The organism is Rhizobium sp. TH135 (assembly GCF_002855515.1).
GTDB lineage: Bacteria > Pseudomonadota > Alphaproteobacteria > Rhizobiales > Rhizobiaceae > Allorhizobium.
In genome coordinates, this window is record NZ_PKRP01000002.1 from 631,538 (window position 1) to 651,452 (window position 19,915).

A 19,915-nucleotide genomic window follows, 5' to 3' on the forward strand; every position below is an offset into this window, starting at 1 on the left:
ATGAACATCGCTGTCACCCAGTATCGCCATGTCGATGAGATGCGCCCCTGGTCCGACCGGGAGCATCTCCTGGAGTGTGTCGCCGTTACGCCGGAAGCCGCCGACGTGATGACCTTCACCTTCAAGCCGAACAAGCCGGGCCTCTGGTTCCGCTACATGCCGGGCCAGTTCGTCACGCTCGAGATCCCCGTCGGTCCCGAGCCGGTCATGCGCACCTATACGCTCTCCTCCAGCCCGTCGCGGCCCTACACGATCGCCGTGACGGTCAAGGCTCAGAAGGACAGTATCGGCACCCGCTGGATGTTCGACAATCTGAAGCCCGGCATGGCGCTGAAGGCTTTCGGCCCGCTTGGCGATTTCTCCTATGCCAAATATCCGGGCAAGAAGTATCTGTTCATCTCCGCCGGTTCCGGCATCACGCCGATGATGTCCATGACCCGCGACCTGAGCGACCGGGCCCCCGACAGCGACATCACCTTCCTCAACTGCGCCCGTTCGCCCGACGACATCATCTTCCGCTGGGAGCTTGAGGCCAAGGCGCGCGACATGCCGAACTTCCAGCTCGGCTTCATCATCGAGCAACTGGGTCGCGGCCAGCTCTGGTCGGGCCTGAAGGGTCGCATCGACAAGGCGAAGATCGCGCTTCTGGCACCCGACTTCCTCGAACGTACCGTCTTCTGCTGTGGCCCCGCGCCCTTCATGGCAACGGTCCGCGAAGCGCTCGAAGGTGCCGGCTTCGACATGAAGCAGTATCACGAGGAAGCCTTCCAGCCGGTCAAGCCGGAACTGCCGGAAGTCGTCATCTATGCCGATGGCGAGCAGCCGACCAAGGTCACCTTTGCGATGTCCGGCAAGGACGGTCTTTGCGCGCCAGGCCACACGGTCCTGCAGGCGGCCCGTGCGGCGGGCGTCCGCATCGGGGCAGCCTGTGAATCCGGTCTCTGCGGCACCTGCAAGGTGATGAAACTGTCAGGCGAGGTCGAGATGGACCACAATGGCGGCATTCTCGACGACGAGATCGACGAGGGCTACATCCTCGCCTGCTGTTCGCGGCCCAAGGGCGATATCGAGATCGAAGTCTGAGCGGACGATCTCCGATCAATTGCGTGTGAAAAGAGGGCGGAACCGGAGCGGTTTCGACCTCTTCCTATTGCACGATGGCGCCAAGGCTCGCCTGCCACTTGCAGCGGCTTATCTGGCCGTTTAGCATCTTCTGGTGGAGGCTGCCCGACCGATATCGCGGTCCGGCCAGGCGTCGGCCATGAGGGCCGGGGCGGGCGATGGGTGGCTCCGGGTCAAGGGGGATCACGCATGAAGCTTGTTTCTGCTCTCGCCGCCGCATGCCTCGCCGTTGCCGGTGTCATGGTGTCGGGTCCTGAGGCGCATGCCGGCGGTATCGAAGTCCGCATCTATGAAAGCCATACCAGCTATCGACACTATCAGCGCGTCACCGTCGTGTCGCGCCACCAGGGCTATCGCGCGCATGGCTACCGGCTGCATCGCCCGGGCTATGTCTATCACAACGGCCTCTGGATCTCGCCGCGCTCCATGCGGTCAGGGGTCATTGTCGATCGCCCCATCCCGCGTCGCCATGTGGTGAATTACGCTGGCGGCATCAATCCGCGTCACCACAGCTGGTGCGCCGAACGCTATCGGTCCTACCACTGGCGCAGCAACAGCTTCCAGCCCTATCACGGGCCCCGACAGCAGTGCCACTCGCCCTACTATTGAGGGCTAAAGGAACAAAATCTGGCTTGCTCCGTTGACGGTCACTTGCGCGCGCAAGTGGCCTGAAAGCCCTGGCGTGCGAAGCGCGAGTCATGAACGACATGTTAATTTTGAGTTCAGGCTGGCTCCAATAAATTGGTTTTCACAGGTCGAGGGGCGGGTTTCATCCGCGCCGGACGACCCTGAGAAACATGCAGGGAGATACACCATGAAGACTGCATTGAAGACGACCGCCGTGGCAGCACTCGCATCGATCCTTGCCATCACGGGTATGGTCCCGGCCCAGGCGCAGGTCATCCGCCCGGTGGCTCCGATAGCAGCGACCACTGATGCCACCACCGTGCAGTATCGAGACCGCTATGAACGCCGGATCGACCGTCGCATTGATCGTCGTATCGATCGCCGCATCGACCGCTACGAGCGCGCTCGCTACTGGAACGGTCACCGCGGTTACCGCGATCGCCGCGCAGGCTACCGTTACCACAATGGCTATTGGTATCCGCTTGCAGCCTTCGCAGCCGGCGCCATCATCGGCGGTGCTATCGCCCAGCCGCGTCCGGCTCCGGTCGCGCCGCGCGCCGGTCTCAATCCGCGTCACTACAGCTGGTGTGAGGCTCGCTATCGTTCCTACGACAGCTACTCGAACACCTTCCAGCCGTATAACGGCCCCCGCCAGCAGTGCCTGTCGCCTTATTATTGATCGACCGCACGGACTGATCCGGCTTCCTCAAGAGGCCGGAAAGGGTTAACATCGAACCGCCCCGGCCCTGTGCCGCGGGCGGTTTTTTCGTAAGTCCGATCCGCCTGTTTCCTAACGGCAAAATCCCCGCGTTAACCATTTGTTAACCAAATCGGCGCTACTCCTTTCATCAACGATTTGTTTACGTAGATGACCAAAGTGCTAACCGAACCCCGCTCCATCCGCATCAAGGGCAGATCCTTCCTGGCCGTCGTTCTGACGCCGGATCCGCCGTTCGACGACTGGCTTGTCCGTCTCGACGATCTCGCGGCCCGTTCGGCCGGCTTCTTCCTCGGTCGCCCCGTCGTGCTGGACGTGTCCGAGATCGAGATCGACCGTCCGCAGTTGAAGGCGCTGATCGCCGAACTCGCAGCGCGCAATGTCTCGATCATGGGCATCGAGGGCGGTCGCCCGTCGCTGGTCGAGCCGGGCATGCCGCCACAGTTGAAGGGCGGCAAGCCCGCCGCAGACTACGAGGTTCCGCGCGAAGAAGCGCCGGAGGCCTCGGCCGCCAAGCCCAAGGGCAAGGTGGAGAAGCAGCCGGCAGAGCAGGCGCCGCCGCAGGTGACGGTAGCGCAGAGCCCGGTTTCCGCCCCGTCGATGATCGTGCGCGAAACCATCCGCTCCGGTCAGTCGGTCATCTACACACAGGGTGACGTCACGGTCATCGGTTCGGTCCAGTCGGGCGCCGAAGTGATTGCCGGTGGCTCCGTCCATATCTACGGCGCGCTGCGCGGCAGAGCACTCGCCGGATGCGTTGGCAATGCCGACGCAAGGATATTCTGTCGTAAGTTCGAATCCGAGCTGGTTGCAATCGACGGCGTCTACGCGATGACCGACGACATGGATCCAGAATTGAAAGGGCATCCAGTTCAGCTTTGGCTGGAGGGGGATGCAATCATGACAGAGAGAATGACGTGAACTTGAGCGGGGACAGACAGGAGAACCATATGGGCAAGGTGATAGTCGTGACATCCGGCAAGGGCGGGGTCGGCAAGACCACCTCGACGGCCGCTCTCGGTGCAGCGCTGGCACAGCGCAATGAAAAAGTTGTCGTCGTCGATTTCGACGTCGGTCTTCGTAATCTCGATCTGGTGATGGGCGCCGAGCGCCGCGTCGTCTACGATCTCGTCAACGTCATCCAGGGCGATGCCAAGCTGCCGCAGGCGCTGATCCGCGACAAGCGTTTGGAAACGCTCTTCCTGCTTCCTGCCTCGCAGACCCGCGACAAGGACAACCTGACCGCCGAAGGCGTGGAGCAGGTCATCAACGAGCTGAAGAAGTATTTCGACTGGATCATTTGCGACAGCCCGGCCGGCATCGAACGCGGTGCGACGCTTGCGATGCGCCATGCAGATATGGCCGTCGTCGTCACCAATCCGGAAGTTTCCTCGGTCCGCGATTCGGACCGCATCATTGGTCTGCTTGATTCCAAGACGCTCAAGGCCGAGCGTGGCGAGCGCATGGAAAAGCATCTCCTGCTCACCCGCTACGACGCCGTTCGCGCCCAGCGCGGCGACATGCTGAAGGTCGATGACGTGCTCGAGATCCTGTCGATCCCGCTGCTCGGCATCATTCCGGAAAGCATGGACGTGTTGCGCGCCTCCAACATCGGCGCTCCGGTGACGCTGGCTGATGCCCGCAGCGCGCCTGCACTCGCCTATTTCGACGCTGCCCGTCGTCTGGCCGGCGAGACCGTTCCGATCACCATCCCTGGCGAGAAGCGTGGCCTCCTCGACAAGATCTTCGCGCGGAGGGCCGCATGAGCATTTTCTCCCTGTTCCGCAAGCAGCGTTCCGCCCCGATGGCGCGCGAGCGACTGCAGGTCCTGCTCGCCCATGAACGGGCGTCACTGGAAAGCGATCTGGTGGCCATCCTGCGCGAGGAAATCCTCGCCGTGATCGCCAAGCATGTCGAATTCGATCGTGACAAGGTGCAGATCAAGATGGACCGCGACGAAGACGTCTCGATCCTCGAGATCGACGTCGAGATCCCGCGCAACGCGCAGCGCCTCGCCGCCTGATCAGACCATTCTCTGCAATGACAAAGGCCGCCGCCGGTATCCTCGGTCGGCGGCCTTTGTCATTGGGTGACGAGGGCAGGGCGGTCGTGCCGCCCTGCCTTTCGCGACGTCAGCCGATCTTGGCGTTGTCGTCCTTCTTGATCGCAATGATCGTCGAGCGCGGCAGCTTGCCTTCGCCATCCGGGAACGGCGCGTCGGGATGCTGGATGCCGGCAAACATGGTGCGCTTGTCGGCAGACCAGGTGAGGCCGGTCACTTCCGAACCCTTCGGGCCGGTCATGAAACGCTCGATACGACCGGTGACCGGGTCGCCGGCGAGCATCTGGTTGTTGCCCTGGCCTGCGAAGTCGCCCTCGTTCGAATCTTCACCATCCGTCTGGATCCAGACGAGACCGGTCGAATCGAACATCATCCCGTCAGGCGAGTTGAACATGTTGCCTTCGTTGATGTTGGACGAACCGGCATAGGCGCCGTCCTTGTGCACGACCGGGTTGCCGGCCATGGCGAACAGGTCCCACTTGAACTTGCCGTCGGCATGGTCGTCATTCTCAGGGTACCAGCGCACGATCTGGCCGTATTCATTGCCTTCGCGCGGGTTGACGGCGTTGATTTCCATCACGTCGCCACCGGCATTGGTGCGCATCTTGCCATCCTTGAGAACGGCGCGGTTCGAGTTGTTGGTTAGGCAGCAATAGGCTTCGATCGCAACCGGATTGATGGCAACCCATTCCGGGCGGTCCATGGTGGTGGCACCAACCTTGGAGGCTGCCTGACGGGTGAAGACGGCGATCTCGTCGGCCTTCATGCCGGTGGTCTCAGGCGTCAGAGCCAGCCATTCGCCGGTGCCCTCGTCGGAGAACTTGGCAACGTAGAGCATGCCTTCGTCGAGCAGCTTGGAGGTGTCGCCACCCGGGACATAAATGCCGTTGGAGACATACTTGTAGAGGAACTCGCCACGCTCGTCGTCGCCCATGTAGACGACCACGCGACCATCGCGTGCGATGACCACGGCAGCGTTTTCATGCTTGATGCGGCCAAGAGCGGTGCGCTTGATCGGCGTCGAGGAAGCATCCGACGGATCGATCTCGACGATGTAGCCTGCGCGACGCGGCTCGTTCGGGTTCTTCGCCACGTCGAAGCGCTCGTCGAACTTCTCGTAGCCGTAGCGCGTCTCGGCCACGATGCCGTAGCGCTTGTAGTCGTCGGGCATCTTGTGGTCGGCGGCGGTTGTGCCGAAATAGCCGTTGAAGTTTTCTTCGCAGGTCAGATAGGTGCCCCACGGCGTCTTGCCGGCGCCGCAGTTGTTGAAGGTCCCGAGACAGTCGACACCATTGGGATCGGCGGCCGTCTTGACGAGGTCGGAACCGGCGGCAGGACCGGACAGCTTCATCGGTGTGTTGTGATGGATGCGGCGGTTGAACTTGCTGTCGAGCACGATTTCGAAACCGTCGGCGCCTTCGGTCACTTCCATGACGGTCACACCCTGCATGTTCTGCAGGATCTTCACGTCGTCGAGGCTCTTCGGCATGCCCTCTTCATTGTTGGGCAGGTTCGTCTCGTTGTTCACATATTCATGGTTGACCGCGATCACCTGGGCATTGCCGATGACAAAGAGTTCCATGCCGTCGGTGTTCTCGCCGAAGACCTTGTCGGAGGCCTCGAGCGAAACGCCATTGACCGGATCAATGTCGGCGACGTTGGAGAACAGCGGCTGGCCCCACTTGGCGAGCGGCTTCCAGCTGTAGCCTTCCGGCACATGCACGGTGTTGTCGGTCGCAATCGCGATCGGCTTGAACGGGAAGCGCGATGCGGCTTCCTGCGCCTGGGCCGAGGTCGAGCTCATCAGGTTGCCGAGCGTGCCCATGGCGGCTGCAGCAGAGCCCATGGCCAGGATGCCGCCGAGGAACCCGCGGCGGGAGACGGCGCGTTCAACGACGCGGTCGAAGTCGGTCACGGCCGGCGGCGGATTATGCAGCTCGTCCCACTCGTCCCAGGACAGGTGATTGGTGTTGGTCTCGGTCATCGCTGAGCCTCCTATGGGTTGAAGTTCACCTCCGACTAGCCATCGCGGGTAACAGTGATGTGACGAAATCCGGGCAAGCGAGTGCATCGCAAATTGCTCATTGATGCGACCCGAGGATGCCCGCGGTCCTCTCGTCTTCAAGTCCTTGTCGCTGTTTGTCTTTCACTGGCGCTGTCGTCGATCCGCGCTTCCGTCGCAGCCCAGCTTTCACGCATCTTTGTTTGAGACTTTGTCCTCGAACTTTCGGTGCCCGCTTGCCGACGGTGGACGAGACCTCCTGCCGCATCCAAAAGATTTGACGTTTACGTAAAAATCAATTAGCCAAAGGGAAGAATGTGCCGCGCTTCCTGGGTGGAGACTGGGCGTGGCCTTGAACCATACGCCAGTTGGAGGAGCACGTCATGTACAAGGCGCCCGTTGAAGAGATCGCGTTTACCCTGAAGCATGTCGCCGGCCTGACAAAGGCCATCGAAGACGGCAAGCTGGGCGAGCTGAGTGACGATCTCGTTGATGCCATCCTCTCTGAAGCCGGCCGTTTCGCCTCCGACGAAGTCGCACCGCTCGCCGAGATCGGCGACAAACAGGGTGCCCGCATGGTCGATGGCAAGGTCGTCGTTCCCGATGGCTGGGACAATCTCTACCGTGCTTGGGCCGAAGGCGGCTGGAACTCACTGACAGCGTCCGAAGATTTCGGCGGGCAGGGGCTGCCCCATATGCTGAATGTCGCCGCTCTTGAGATGTGGAATTCCGGCTCGATGGGCTTTGCGCTCGGACCGACGCTTACCATGGGCGCCGTCGACGCGGTGACTGCGCACGGCTCCGAGGAATTGAAGGCGAAGTATTTGCCGAAAATGGTCTCCGGCGAATGGACCGGCACCATGAACCTCACCGAGCCCCATGCCGGCTCGGACCTCGGCGTCATGAAGTCCCGCGCCGAGCGCCGCGATGACGGCACCTACCGCATCTTCGGCCAGAAGATCTACATCACCTGGGGCGAACACGAGATCACCGAGAACATCATCCATCTCGTTCTCGCGCGTCTTCCCGACGCACCCGCTGGCACACGCGGGATCTCGCTCTTCCTCGTGCCAAAGTATCTCGTCAACGACGACGGCTCAATCGGCGCCCGCAACGACCTCCACTGCCATTCGCTGGAGCACAAGATCGGCATCCACGGCTCGCCGACCTGCACCATGATATATGGCGACGGCAAGTTCGGCGATGAAGCCGGCGCAATCGGCTGGCTGATCGGCGAGGAGAACAAGGGCCTTGCCTGCATGTTCACCATGATGAACAATGCTCGTCTCGCCGTCGGCATGCAGGGCGTCGCCATCTGCGAAGCCGCCACCCAGAAGGCCGTGCAATACGCCAAGGACCGCACGCAAGGCAAGGCTCCCGGCTGGACCGGACAGGGCATGTCGCCGATCATCGAACATCCGGATGTCGCCCGCATGCTGGTGACTATGAAGGCGCTGACCCAGGGCTCGCGCGCAATCTGCTACGTCTGCGCGCACGCCACCGATATGAGCCACCACGCTGACGGCGACGAGGCCCGCCACTGGGCCGAACGCGCAGCCCTGCTCACCCCGATCGCCAAGTCCTTCGCCACCGATGCCGGCGTCGATGTCGCCTCGCTCGGCATCCAGACCCATGGCGGCATGGGCTTCATCGAGGAAACTGGTGCCGCCCGCTACTGGCGCGACAGCCGCATCGCCCCGATCTACGAAGGCACCAACGGCATCCAGGCCGCAGACCTCGTCACCCGCAAGCTGCCGCTTTCCAACGGCAACCATGTCCGCGGCTACATCACCGAACTCAAGCAGGTAGTGAACGCCGTGCGCGCCTCCAATCTCGAAGGTTTTGGCGAGACCGCCGCCCGCCTCGACGCGAGCCTGTCGGATCTCGAAGATGCCACCGAGTGGCTGCTCTCGCAGCTCGCCGCTGGCAACGCGTCTGCAGCGCTCGCAGGCGCCACACCCTACCAGCGCCTTTTCGGTCTGGCTTTGACCGGTGTCTACCTCGCGAAGGGTGCGCTCGCCGACGAGGACCACGGTCGCGACAACCGCCTGGCGCTCTGCCGCTTCGCCGCCGAGAACCTGATCGCCGAGACAGCGGCGCTGAAGGATCGTGTGGTCAACGGCGCTGCGAGCCTGGAAGCAGCACGCGCGCTGTTTGCATAAGACGCTGGCCGCGGGTCCTCTTCTCCCCAGCGGGGAGAAGGTGGCCGAAGGCCTCAGCGCAATACTTTGCGCTTGAGATGAGGGGGAGGCGAAGCCTCGCAAGACCCCCTCATCGCCTCGCATTCGCTCGGTACTTCTCCCCGCTGGGGAGAAGAGAAGGAGACCGCCCATGACCGACCACATCCAGATCACCCGCCCAGAAGCCCATCCCGGCGTCCTCGTCCTGCGTTTCAACCGTCCGGACAAGAAGAACGCGATCACGCAGGCCATGTACCAGAAGCTGACCGCAGGTCTGCTGGAGGGCGAGCAGGACGACACGATCCGCGCCATCGTCTTCCTCGGCACCGAGGGTTGCTTCTCCGCCGGCAACGACATGGCCGATTTCCTCGGCTTCGCCATGGCCGGCGCGGTCGGCGAACCCGCCGCCTTCGGCCTCCTGCGCGCGCTCACCGAAGTCACCAAACCTTTGGTCTCCGGCGTCGACGGTCTCGCGATCGGCATCGGCACGACGCTGCACATGCATTGCGACCTGACGGTTGCCTCCGACCGCAGCCTGTTCAAGACGCCCTTTGTCGATCTGGCGCTGGTGCCGGAAGCCGCCTCCAGCCTGATTGCGCCGCGCATCATGGGCCACCAGCGCGCTTTTGCCATGCTCGCCGCGAGCGAAGGCTTCTCCGCTGAACAGGCCCGAGAGGCAGGTCTCATCTGGAAGGTCGTCTCGCCGGATCAGGTCGAGACTGAGACCATGAAGATTGCCTCCTCGCTCGCGTCCAAGCCGCCAGCCGCGATGAAGATCGCCCGTGCTCTGGTCAAGGGCAGCGCTGACGAGGTGCGAACCCGCATGCAGGAAGAGCTCGTGCATTTCGTCGCCCAGCTGAAAAGCGCCGAAGCTCGCTCCGCCTTCGAAGCCTTCATGAAGGGCCGCGGATAAAACCGTCGGCCGTATGTGAGGCCTACTTATTTTTCGGACTTCGCTTAAGTACCCGTTAAATCCTGCGGGGTATCTGTGAGAGAGCGGCAAATCCACCGTTCCTGCACCATGATGGTGCCGTGATCACACAATGCCCCGTGACCCTCGCGCCGAAGTGGCGCGAAGAGTTTTTGCAGGACCGTACCGTGAAGACCAGTTCCAACCTGATGACCAAGATTCTGGTGGTTGCCTCCCTCGTGGTGGTGGCTGCCCTCTCCGGCTTCTCTTTCTATATCGACAGCCTCCAGCGCAACGCGACGAGTGCGGCCGTCAAGAGCGAGATCGATAGCTCCGGTCTCCAGGCCTCGCAGAGTATCGCGAACTGGCTTGGCGCCCGTGTGATGCTGACCGAGCTTGCCGGCAATGCCGCAGCCAAGGCGCCCGATGCGGCTGCCATCACCGCCGCATTCGACAACCCGGTCCTGATCCGCGAATTCATGTCGACCTATGTCGGCGACGAGCAGGGCGTCTTCACCAGCGTGCCGAACCAGCCGCTGCCGGAAGGCTACGATCCGCGCAAGCGCCCGTGGTATCAGGACGCCGTCAAGGCGGACAAGATGGTCCTGACCGACCCCTATGCCGACGCCTCGACCGGCAACCTGATCATCAGTGCCGCCATTCCGGTGAAGAAGGACGGCAAGCTCTACGGCGTTGCCGCTTCCGACTTCTCGCTGACCTCGCTCGTCGACATGGTCAACTCGGTTGACATGGGCGGCAAGGGCTCTGCCTTCCTCGTCAAGCAGGACGGCACGATCCTCGTCCATCGTGACGGCAACCTCGTTACCAAGACGCTGAAGGATGCCTTCCCGAACCAGACACCCGCAGTTGGCGCCGGCATCACGGAAACCACCTTCGCCGATGCCAACGTCCTCGTCTCCTTCCTGCCCATCAAGGGCCTGCCGCGCGAAGACTGGTATCTCGGTGTGCAGATCGACCGCGATCTCGCCTTCGCCGCGATCGGCGAATTCCGAACGGCCGCAGCCGTCGCCACCCTCGTCGGCGTCGTCGCCATGATCGGCATTCTCGCAGCCCTGCTGTCGCGCCTCGTGGTTCGTCCGGTGGTCGACATGACCGGCGTCATGGGCAAGCTCGCCGGCGGCGATGTCTCGGCCGAAATTCCGGGCACCGCCCGGCAGGACGAAATCGGCCAGATGGCCGCTGCCGTTGCCGTCTTCCGCGACAACATCATCGAGCGCGGTCGCCTGGCCCGCGAAGCGGATGAAACCCGCACCATGACCGAACAGGAGCGCCGCGAACGCGAAGCCGCAAGGACGCGCGAAGCCGAGCAGGTTTCCTTCGCGGTCCACTCGCTGGCTGATGGCCTCGGTCGCCTTGCCAATGGGGACCTCGTATCGCGCATTGAAACGCCCTTTGCCGGCGACCTCGACCGCCTGCGCGTCGACTTCAACGCCTCCGTCGAAAAGCTCCACGATGCGCTGGCCACCGTCGGCCGCAACGCCCGCGCCATCGATGGCGGTGCTGCCGAAATCCGCTCCTCTGCCGACAATCTCGCCCGCCGCACCGAGCAGCAGGCAGCTTCGGTCGAGGAGACGGCTGCCGCCCTCGAAGAGATCACCACCACCGTCAAGGACAGCGCCCGCCGTGCCGAAGAAGTCGGCCAGCTGGTGACCCGTGCCCGTGCCGGCGCCGAAAAGTCAGGTGAAATCGTCGAAAAGGCCGTCGATGCCATGCAGGGCATCGAGAAGTCTTCCGGCGAGATCTCCAACATCATCGGCGTCATCGACGAAATCGCCTTCCAGACCAACCTGCTCGCCTTGAACGCCGGTGTCGAAGCCGCGCGTGCCGGTGAAGCTGGCAAGGGCTTCGCCGTGGTTGCCCAGGAAGTCCGTGAACTCGCACAGCGTTCTGCGAACGCTGCAAAGGAGATCAAGACCCTGATCAGCGCCTCCGGTACCCAGGTCAAGCACGGCGTCGAACTCGTCAACGAGACGGGCAAGGCGCTCGACGTTATCGTCCGCGAGGTCCAGGAGATCAACGGCCACGTCAACGCGATCGTCACCGCCTCGCGCGAACAGTCGACCGGCCTGCAGGAGATCAACACTGCCGTCAACACCATGGACCAGGGCACGCAGCAGAACGCCGCCATGGTCGAGGAACAGACGGCAGCCAGCCACGGCCTTGCCCAGGAAGCAGCAGCGCTCACGGCTCTGCTCAACCAGTTCCGCATCGACGAGCGGGCCTCCGGCACATCCTCTGGCCATCGTCGCGCCGCCTGATCAGCACTTGCTTAGCCTGGGAACGGCGCCCGCGTGGCGCCGTTTTCCGTTTCAGGCAAGATATGGTTCAGCCTGTGTTCAGTCTTTGCCGCTAGTCTCTCCAACTCTGGGCTATCTCGGGCGTTCGGTTTTTGCTGCGCGTCCCATCTGATCGCGGTCCGTCGAAATCAAGCCGTCTTATCGAGGTTTTCATGTTGCGTTTGTTCTGTGTCGCACTCAGCCTGCTGTTCATCGTCTCCCCATCATCGGCCGAAACGCTGGCAAGCGGCCAGTCTCCCTACGTGCTGATCAATGATACCAATGGCGTCATCATCGAAACCCATAAGACTCCGCGCCAGACCCAAGGCGTCCGCCCGCAGCGCTACATCTGCGTCGTCGACCAGTCCGGCAGCGTCGGTGGCGGCGGGCAGGTGTCCTGCCCGGCAAAACCCGGTCGCGTCGGCGGCCGCTGCCGTTGCGCCAACGTCACCGGCTCCGGAACGCTTCTCACCTACTGAATGGCCATACGCGGGTTCTCTGTTTCTGGAAGCCCGCGACATTCGTTAGGAACCTGCTGCGGGTAGCAGCCGTTCGTCCTGTCTCGAAACAGAAAAGGACGTGACCATGCCCCGCATCAAGACCCGTGACGGTATCGAACTCTATACCAAGGACTGGGGGCAGGGCCGCCCTGTTATCCTCCTGCATGGCTGGCCGCTGACCGCCGACACCTTCGATGATCTGTCGATGGCGATCGCCGATGCAGGCATGCGCGCCATTGCCTATGATCGTCGTGGCTTTGGCCGCTCGGAACAGACGTTCAACGGCTATGACTATGATACGATGGCAGACGATCTGGCCGACGTCATCGCCTCGACCGGAGCCAATGACGCGACAATTCTCGGCTTTTCCATGGGAGGCGGTGAGGTGGCGCGCTACATGTCCCGCCACGGTGGCGCCAACCTGCGCTCCGCGGTCCTGGTGTCCTCTGTAGTGCCCTATATGCTGCAGACCGAGGACAATCCGAACGGCACGCCCCAGTCGACCTTCGACGAGATGACGGAGGGCATGGTCGAGGATCGCGCTCACTTCTTTGCCGGCTTCTTCAAGGACTTCTACGGCGTCGGCATGTTCGACAAGGCGGTCAGCTCCGAGGTGCTCGACTGGTCCGTCCGCCAGGCGATGATGGCGGGGCTGAAGCCGACGCTCGCTTGCGCCAAGGCTTTCGCGACCACTGACTTCCGTCCGGATCTTGCCGCCTTCAACGTGCCGACCCTGATCATCCATGGCACGGACGACAAGACGGTGCCGATCGATGCCGCAGGTCGTGCCGCGGCAGCCGGTATCAACCAGTCCACGCTGATTGAGTATGAGGGTGCGCCCCACGGGCTCTTTGCCACCCACAGGCAACGCTTCATCGATGACGTGCTGGCGTTCCTGCGCCGCTGAGCCATTGGGCCTCCCCGGTCACGCCGGGGAGGCCCCCAGATCAATCTTCCCCCCTGCCGTCACCGACCGGATTGATGTCGTCGACGAAGGTGACGAGATCCGCCATGGTGAAATGCCCGGGCGTCTTGGATGGCAAATGCGGCGTCCAGTCGGATCTCTGCCAGATGAAGGAATTCTGATCGCCATGCACCAGCCCGAGAAAGGTCTCGGCGACGATCGTTGATCCGACAGGCCCGAGCCTCAATCCCTCATGCAACTGCTCGGCCTCCTTCAGGACGTAGTACCAGAGCGGCGTCGCCTTGAGGAACCCGTTCTGCGCGGCAGCCTCGCCATCGGCACCGCGCGAGAGCTGCATGTCGCTCAGCGGCTCGAAACCCATGGCGCGCGCCACATCTTGGCCCGAGGGCAGTCCGATCTGCGATCCGCGCCTCAGATTGCGGAAGGGCAGCACGAACTCCCGGGCGGCAACCGTCTCCATGTCGTCCGGGTGGCCCGGCAGTGTATGCAGCGCCGGCACGATGAGCGGATCGAGCCTGCGGGCATGATTAAGCGTGAAATCGGCTTCAGGCCGCGTTTCGAGATCGAAGAAACGGCGCCAGTCTATCGCCCAGTTGGATGGCAGAGACCGCAAGGGGCCAACCGGGCCGGGCGGCACCTCCGGCGCAAGTTCGCCGACGATCTGGCCGGATTTTCCGGTGAAGTTGAACATCAGATCGAGCGTGCCGTCCGTAAACCCGTCGGGTCGGAAGACCGCGTTGTGACTATAGGCTTCCCGCACCATCGAATGCCCGAGGCGATAGGCGGCCGCCGCGAACTCTGCGGGCATATAGGGGCGACTGCGGAAACGATAAAAGCGCCGCCCCTCATGCTTGATCTTGCGGATCAATCCCGGCTCCGTCAGCCTCTCGACGAAATCGAAAAGCACGATCCACTGATAGTGCCAGGTGACGATGCGCCGTGCTTCCAGAAAGAGCGCCATGCCCTTCAGGCCGGAATTGGTTTTCTCGAGGTGGTCGACTACGGCATTGTGGAACTTCAGCATCAAAAGGTGAAACTGCGCCACCAGCAGGTTCTCGTCATTGCGCTCGTCGAAGATCAGCGCCCGCCCATGGGCATTACGAGGCAAGTCGTTCGGCAGCGCCGGGATCGTACCGGCAAAGCCTGCCGAGGCATCGGCCCTGCCAATCAGAAATCTCGGCCCCGGCGGTTTGCCGACCGCATCTTTGGCGTAGAGATAGGGGTGCAGTCCCGGGCCGTCCCCATACAGGGAATCGAGATCCAGCGCTGGTGTGCGGAAGTTCTGTGTCGCCAGCGGATCGGCGCGCTGCTTGTCGAGCGGTGTGGTGTCGAGCGTGATGTCGTGGTCGACGAACTGGCCGAGATAGGTATAGCCGGCCGGCAATGTCGGGTGGTCGCCCGTGTCACCCTTTTCGTCCCGCATCGCCTTCGCGAGCTTGAAGAGGGCATCATCCTCGGCATGCAGCGGCGCCAGCCGCGGAAACATTTTGCCGAATTTGCCCGGATCGGCATTGCCGGCAAGCGCCTGCAGGGATTCGCGGCTCATTCCACGAACGCCATGCCCATGGGCTGCGATTTCAGACATCGTCATTCCCCCTTTGATCCCGTTATTTATGAATAGCGGGATCAAAGGATAAAATCAGGAATGGCGCAAGAAACCGAAAGCAACCTTTGATTGCGGTTGCGGATTAGCCCTTGCTGAGCGTTGCGACGGCCTCGACATGCGGAGACCAGAGGAACTGGTCGATCGGCGTCACCTTGTCGACCCGGTAGCCGCCCGCGATCAGGATTGACAGGTCACGGGCAAGCGTCAGCGGATTGCAGCTGATCGCGACGACCTTCTTGACCTGTGACCTTCCGAGTTCCGCACACTGCACTTCGGCACCTGCCCGTGGCGGGTCGAAGACGACGGCATCGAAGCCCTTGAACTCCGAGGTCATCAGCGGACGACGGAAGAGGTCGCGCCGCTCAACCGTCACGGGCTTCAGGCCCTGCGTATTGCGGGCGGCAAGATCCAGCGACTTCACAGCCTTCTCGTCGGATTCGACCGCGAGCACGGAGGATGTGCGGGCAAATCGAAGCGCAAACGTGCCGACGCCGGAGAAGAGATCGACGACCTTCTTCGCCTTGCCGATATGGGCAACCGCGAGTGCCGCCATGTGCTCCTCCGCTTCGTGCGTCGCCTGGGTAAAGCCACCCGGCGGCAGGACCACACGGGCCCCGGCGAAGTCGAGCAGTGGCTTGTGCGGCTCGATGACGATCTCGCCATTGGCAGACACGCGGGCGATACCCTTGAGCTTGATCACAGCATTGGTGACCGCGCGCCGTTCCTGGTCGCCCAGCCCGCCGCGCAGACCATCGAGCGAGATGTCGAGGCCGGTCGTCGTCTCGGTCACGGTGATGCGGAAGTGCTCGGCCCCGCAGGCATTGGCAATGATCTTGATCGCGTCCAACCGGGAGATCAGCCCGTCCGACGCGATGGGACATTCCTCGACCGGCACGACATGATGCGTTTCCGCCTGCATGAAGCCCATGACGAGGCCCTGTTCCCGCCGACGGGCAGTGAAGACGAGGCGGCGGCGCTGATGCGGATGGGCCTCGAAGATCTCGCCCACGGGCGCCTCGATCCCCTTCGACTTCAGGGCATCGATCAGCACCTGCCGCTTGAAGGCATTGTAGGCGGGCTTGGCCATGTGCTGCAGCGAGCAGCCGCCGCATACACCGCCAACGCCATCAGGACCGAAATGCTTGCAAGGCGGCTGAACGCGATCGGGCGAGGTACTGGCAAAGGACATGATCGTGCCCTCGTTCTTCACCTTCGCGATTGAGACCGTTTCGCCGGGCAGCGCGAAGGGCACAAAGACCGGCCCATCGGCGCCATGCGCCACCCCGTCGCCCTTGGCGCCGAGGCTCGAAATCGTGACGGTTTCGGCGCTCATGCTGCGTCCTCTTCGTCGTCCTGATCGTCGTCGCCATCGTCGGCATCATCAGGCTTTACGCCGGCAAGCAGGAATTCCTCGTTCCCATCGCCACCAGCGATCGGGGAGGGGATGAGACCGAGGCTCGTCCAGCCCATGTCTTCAATCAGCCAGCGCTCCAGTTCTGCGGCGACCACCGGTGCGGTCTCCGGTTCTTTCAGCAGCCCCGCCTTGCTGATCGCTTCGCGGCCGGCCTCGAACTGCGGCTTGACCAGCAGCAGGCAATGGGCGCCAGGCTCGGCCTGCTCGAGGGCAGGGGCCAGTGCCAGCTTCAGCGAAATGAACGAGACGTCGGAGACGAGAAAGTCGAAAGGCTGATCGTCATAGTCCTCGGGCTCCAGGTAACGCGCATTCAATCCTTCCAGATTGGTCACGCGTGGATCGCTGGCAAGCCGCGGATGCAGCTGGTCATGGCCGACATCGATCGCTGTCACGTGTGCTGCGCCACGCTTCAGCAGGACCTCGGTAAAGCCGCCGGTGGAGGCGCCGACATCCAGACAGTGGCAGCCTTCTGGCGAGAGGTTGAAATGGTCGAGTGCGGCGTCGAGCTTGAGCGCCGCGCGCGAGACGTAATCCTGGGCAGGATCGTCGATATCGAACTGGTGCGTGGCGGCAAAGACGAGGCTGGGCTTCGCCACCACCTTGCCGTCCACCTTCACCGTGCCACGCTGGATGGCGTCACGGGAGCGGGAGCGGCTGGCGAAAAGGCCGAGGGCGACCAGGAGCTGGTCGAGGCGCTGGGGTTCTGGGAGCTTCTTCATGCCCCGTCAATGCGGTGAGATGCGCCGCCGCGCAAGTCTTTTTCGCGGTCCGGCCTCAGGACCGGTCACTCCAGGTCAAACAGGGTTGCGATTTTCAACGGGATGGCCATTCCAGGTTTCATTAGCGATGCTTTAAGCAATTGCAGCTAATGTTCACTGGCCGGCGCAATGCGATCATCCCCTCCCAAGCAGCGCGCTCCGACAAAACACTGCGGGCCCTCCTCCTCCTCCTTCAGGCCTGCAGGATTAGAAGCCCTCCGGTTTCGGGCCCGGGGGGCTTCGTTTTTTTCCCCCTTATTCGCAGTTGGACCGCCATCAATTCTGTCTCTTCGGAAGCACTGGAGAGGAGTTTTGGTCGCCCCGCGCCGTCAGCCCAAGTCCGAGACGCTTTCCTTCCTGCTGGGCTATTCATCGTCCGCGCCTGCAGCACGGTTTCACACCCAATTCTCACCAGGAATGTTCAATTCAGGCACGATCTCGTGAATTTTAGTAACTATTTATATAGACGAGAGGAAATAAACTATAGGTACATCAGAATCGATAGGTGCAACCATGTCTCTCATGACTTTTTTCAGAAATGAACCCCGGGCTGTTCTCAATGCCCTCGACAGATCCCAGGCCGTCATCGAGTTCGAAATCAATGGTACCATTCTCTCAGCGAACGAGAACTTCTGCGGCGCGGTTGGCTATTCCTTGAACGAGATCGTCGGCAAGCATCACAGCATGTTTGTTGGCAAGCATTACGCGCAGTCAGCGGAGTATCGCGATTTCTGGACACGCCTTGGCCGAGGAGAATTCTTCAGCGCGCAGTATAAGCGCTACGGCAAGGGAGGCCGCGAAATTTGGATTGAGGCCTCCTACAATCCGATCATGCGCGGCGGAAAGCCCTACAAGGTCATCAAGTTCGCGACAGACATCACCGAACGCAAACTGGCTGAACTGGAAAACGGCGGCAAGCTCGACGCGATTTCGCGCGCCCAGGCAACGATCGAGTTTACCCCGGACGGCCACATCCTCACCGCCAACCAGAATTTCCTCACGGCCGTCGGCTACAAGCTGGAAGAGGTGGTCGGCAAGCATCATTCGATGTTCTGCGATGGCGAATACGCCCGATCCGCTGAATACCAGTCCTTCTGGAAGGATCTGCGGGCGGGCGAATTCAAGTCGAGCGAATTCACCCGCATCCGCAAGGATGGCAGCAAGATCTACATCCAGGCCTCCTACAACCCGATCTTCGACGAGGATGGCCGGGTCTTCAAGGTGGTGAAGTTTGCAATCGACGTTACGGGGCGTGTGCGGGCGGTGGATGCCATTGCCGCAGGTCTTGCCCGACTGTCCGAATGCAATATCCGCGTTACGATCGACGATCCCTTCATCCCAGAATTCGAACGCCTGCGCACCGACTTCAACACCGCAATCGCGGAATTCCAAAAGACCCTCGAAAGCGTGCTCGGCGAGACAGGAGCCCTGACCGAAAACAGCCAGAGCCTGAAGGACGATGCCGAAGCCCTAGGCCGTCGCACCGAACAGCCGGCTGCAGCCCTCGAACAGGCCTCCGCCGCGCTTGAACAAATCACCGCTACAGTCAAGGAGGCGTCGGTTCGGGCCCGCGATACCCGTGACATCGTGAAGGAGGCCCGCACAGCGACCGGTCAGTCTGTCGAAGTCGTACGCTCCACGGTCGAGGCGATCGGGCGCATCGAAAACGCCTCGAAAGAGATCGGCAGCATCATCGACGTCATCGACCAGATTGCCTTCCAGACCAATCTCCTGGCGCTGAATGCAGGTGTCGAGGCAGCGCGTGCAGGTGACGCCGGCAAGGGATTTGCAGTCGTGGCGCAGGAGGTCCGCGAACTGGCCCAGCGTTCTGCTGCCGCCGCACGGGAGATCTCCGCCCTCATCCTCAACTCGACGAACGAGGTCGCCGAAGGCGTGCGCCTGGTCAATGCCACGGGCTCGTCTCTTGAGCGGATCGAAAGGTTCGTCAATGAGATCAACGTCAATGTCGATGCCATCGCGACCGGAGCCAATGAACAGGCCTCGAGCCTCAGCGAGATCAACAACGCGGTCAATCAGCTCGACCAGGCGACCCAGCAGAATGCCGGTTTGGTATCCAGCATCTCGACGGCCAGTGACATCATGGCGCTCGGGGCCGTCAAGATGAAGACGCTGGTCGACATCTTCAAGCTCAACCGTCGCACAGCCCGACGCGAGCCTGGCTCGCCGGCCGCAGGTGCAGGGGCACATATGCGCGGCCGCCAGACCATCGCGGCCTGACCAAACTCGACCTGCTCCGCAGCAAGTGGACGATTCTTAGGGAACGTAGCGATAGAGCCAGTCGCGTATGTCTTCGGGCAGCGCGACTGGCTCGCCGCTATCTGCGTCCCGCGCGGTCCAGGTGACGTCGATCTCGGCCACCGTCTGCCCGTCCTTTTCCATCGCCACCTCGAAGCCGACGGATTTGCCGCCGATCTTGTCGACTTGGACGATCATTCGCACGGCATCCTCGACCCGCAGCGGCTGGTGCAGGCGGACCTCGAACTTGGCGGTGCTGTAAAGTGGCTCGTTTTCCAGCGGCGGGCGATAACGCCAGAAATGCCGCACAGCTTCCTCGGCATGCTCAACATAGGCCGAAGCGCGCATCTCGCCCGTCGGACCGATGTCGCGATAGGCGACGACCAATGCGCTCACCTCCACCCGTTCCATCTCGTCCATGCGCTCCCCCAATCTTATCCAAGTGTTAGCGGCATCTAACGGCATCACCGTCGCCTTCACAAGGTCTGTGCCGCCGCCCGGTGCTGGCGTGACGCCGCAGTGGGTTGGGTAAAACCGG

The 19,915-nt window shown here is 62.2% G+C and carries 17 protein-coding genes; 12 read left to right on the forward strand and 5 right to left on the reverse strand.

Annotated features, from left to right (window positions below; genetic code table 11):
• From C0V73_RS08020 to minE, 6 genes are all read left to right on the forward strand, one after another.
• Positions 1-1,083, forward strand: a complete 1,083-nt coding sequence (locus C0V73_RS08020; RefSeq protein WP_102019451.1) for a hybrid-cluster NAD(P)-dependent oxidoreductase — start codon at positions 1-3, stop codon at positions 1,081-1,083.
• Between the two features lie 228 nt (positions 1,084-1,311).
• Complete coding sequence (locus C0V73_RS08025) at positions 1,312-1,731, forward strand: BA14K family protein (protein WP_102019452.1); 420 nt, start codon at positions 1,312-1,314, stop codon at positions 1,729-1,731.
• A 205-nt stretch (positions 1,732-1,936) separates the two neighbouring features.
• Positions 1,937-2,428 carry a BA14K family protein gene (locus C0V73_RS08030; protein ID WP_102019453.1) on the forward strand — a complete coding sequence of 164 codons (492 nt, stop codon included), beginning with the start codon at positions 1,937-1,939 and terminating at the stop codon, positions 2,426-2,428.
• Between the two features lie 189 nt (positions 2,429-2,617).
• Complete coding sequence (gene minC / locus C0V73_RS08035; RefSeq protein ID WP_102019454.1) at positions 2,618-3,388, forward strand: septum site-determining protein MinC; 771 nt, start codon at positions 2,618-2,620, stop codon at positions 3,386-3,388.
• A gap of 29 nt (positions 3,389-3,417) precedes the next feature.
• Positions 3,418-4,233 (forward strand): septum site-determining protein MinD, encoded by an 816-nt coding sequence (gene minD / locus C0V73_RS08040; RefSeq protein WP_102019455.1) that lies wholly within the window; start codon positions 3,418-3,420, stop codon positions 4,231-4,233.
• Positions 4,230-4,490 carry a cell division topological specificity factor MinE gene (minE, locus tag C0V73_RS08045; RefSeq protein WP_006726700.1) on the forward strand — a complete coding sequence of 87 codons (261 nt, stop codon included), beginning with the start codon at positions 4,230-4,232 and terminating at the stop codon, positions 4,488-4,490. The genes minD and minE overlap by 4 nt, the downstream gene beginning before the upstream one ends.
• Before the next feature lie 109 nt (positions 4,491-4,599).
• Here minE and C0V73_RS08050 read toward each other — a convergent pair whose 3' ends face one another.
• Positions 4,600-6,513, reverse strand: coding sequence for a PhoX family phosphatase (locus C0V73_RS08050; protein ID WP_102019456.1), 1,914 nt, complete (start codon positions 6,511-6,513; stop codon positions 4,600-4,602).
• 401 nt (positions 6,514-6,914) lie between these two features.
• On the opposite strand from C0V73_RS08050, the gene C0V73_RS08055 reads away from it, so the two are divergent.
• The 5 genes from C0V73_RS08055 (at position 6,915) to C0V73_RS08075 (ending at position 13,325) form a co-directional block, all read left to right on the forward strand.
• Positions 6,915-8,693 carry an acyl-CoA dehydrogenase gene (locus C0V73_RS08055; RefSeq protein WP_102019457.1) on the forward strand — a complete coding sequence of 593 codons (1,779 nt, stop codon included), beginning with the start codon at positions 6,915-6,917 and terminating at the stop codon, positions 8,691-8,693.
• Between the two features lie 169 nt (positions 8,694-8,862).
• Positions 8,863-9,624, forward strand: coding sequence for a crotonase/enoyl-CoA hydratase family protein (locus C0V73_RS08060; RefSeq protein WP_102019458.1), 762 nt, complete (start codon positions 8,863-8,865; stop codon positions 9,622-9,624).
• Between the two features lie 185 nt (positions 9,625-9,809).
• Positions 9,810-11,900, forward strand: a complete 2,091-nt coding sequence (locus C0V73_RS08065) for a methyl-accepting chemotaxis protein (protein WP_102019650.1) — start codon at positions 9,810-9,812, stop codon at positions 11,898-11,900.
• A 191-nt stretch (positions 11,901-12,091) separates the two neighbouring features.
• Entirely contained in the window at positions 12,092-12,397 is a 306-nt protein-coding gene (locus C0V73_RS08070) for a hypothetical protein (RefSeq protein ID WP_102019459.1), read from the forward strand.
• A 106-nt stretch (positions 12,398-12,503) separates the two neighbouring features.
• Positions 12,504-13,325: an alpha/beta hydrolase gene (locus C0V73_RS08075; RefSeq protein ID WP_102019460.1), complete on the forward strand. Its 822-nt coding sequence runs from the start codon at positions 12,504-12,506 to the stop codon at positions 13,323-13,325.
• A 40-nt stretch (positions 13,326-13,365) separates the two neighbouring features.
• On the opposite strand, the gene C0V73_RS08080 is transcribed toward C0V73_RS08075, so the two are convergent.
• From C0V73_RS08080 to C0V73_RS08090, 3 genes are all read right to left on the reverse strand, one after another.
• A complete protein-coding gene (locus tag C0V73_RS08080) occupies positions 13,366-14,928 on the reverse strand; it encodes a heme peroxidase family protein (RefSeq protein ID WP_102019651.1) in 1,563 nt (520 codons plus the stop codon).
• A 103-nt stretch (positions 14,929-15,031) separates the two neighbouring features.
• Positions 15,032-16,282, reverse strand: coding sequence for a class I SAM-dependent RNA methyltransferase (locus C0V73_RS08085; protein ID WP_102019461.1), 1,251 nt, complete (start codon positions 16,280-16,282; stop codon positions 15,032-15,034).
• The gene (locus tag C0V73_RS08090) at positions 16,279-17,082 is read right to left on the reverse strand and encodes a TlyA family RNA methyltransferase (protein WP_102019462.1); all 804 of its coding nucleotides are present in this window, start codon (positions 17,080-17,082) and stop codon (positions 16,279-16,281) included. Before C0V73_RS08090 ends, C0V73_RS08085 begins: the two co-directional genes overlap by 4 nt.
• Positions 17,083-17,634: 552 nt before the next feature.
• On the opposite strand from C0V73_RS08090, the gene C0V73_RS08095 reads away from it, so the two are divergent.
• Complete coding sequence (locus C0V73_RS08095; RefSeq protein ID WP_102019463.1) at positions 17,635-19,359, forward strand: PAS domain-containing methyl-accepting chemotaxis protein; 1,725 nt, start codon at positions 17,635-17,637, stop codon at positions 19,357-19,359.
• A 36-nt stretch (positions 19,360-19,395) separates the two neighbouring features.
• Here the strand turns inward: C0V73_RS08095 and C0V73_RS08100 are convergent, their stop codons facing one another.
• Positions 19,396-19,797 carry a thioesterase family protein gene (locus tag C0V73_RS08100; protein ID WP_102019464.1) on the reverse strand — a complete coding sequence of 134 codons (402 nt, stop codon included), beginning with the start codon at positions 19,795-19,797 and terminating at the stop codon, positions 19,396-19,398.
• Between the last annotated feature and the right edge of the window lie 118 nt (positions 19,798-19,915).